We start from the raw sequence: 309 nt of genomic DNA on the forward strand, positions 1-309 counted from the left end.
GCTCCAACCGGCTTGGCTTGTTATGAATCAGCTAATTTCAATACTACAACTTGTACTTGGGATGTAACTGGGACGCAACCGTCAGCTCCAACCGGATTGGCTTGTTATGAATCAGCCAATTTCAATACTGCAACTTGTTCTTGGGATGTAACTGGGACACAACCGTCAGCTCCAACCGGCTTGGCTTGTTATGAATCAGCCAATTTCAATACTGCAACTTGTACTTGGGATGTAACTGGGACGCAACCGTCAGCTCCAACCGGCTTGGCTTGTTATGAATCAGCCAATTTCAATACTACAACTTGTTCT

General features: G+C 45.3%; 1 protein-coding gene. It reads left to right on the plus strand.

The window, feature by feature from the left end:
- Positions 1 to 309: hypothetical protein (locus tag HA632_RS01885; RefSeq protein WP_176305551.1), on the plus strand; the 309-nt coding region annotated here is incomplete at both ends.

This window comes from Flavobacterium sp. J49 (assembly GCF_011742145.1).
GTDB lineage: Bacteria > Bacteroidota > Bacteroidia > Flavobacteriales > Flavobacteriaceae > Flavobacterium.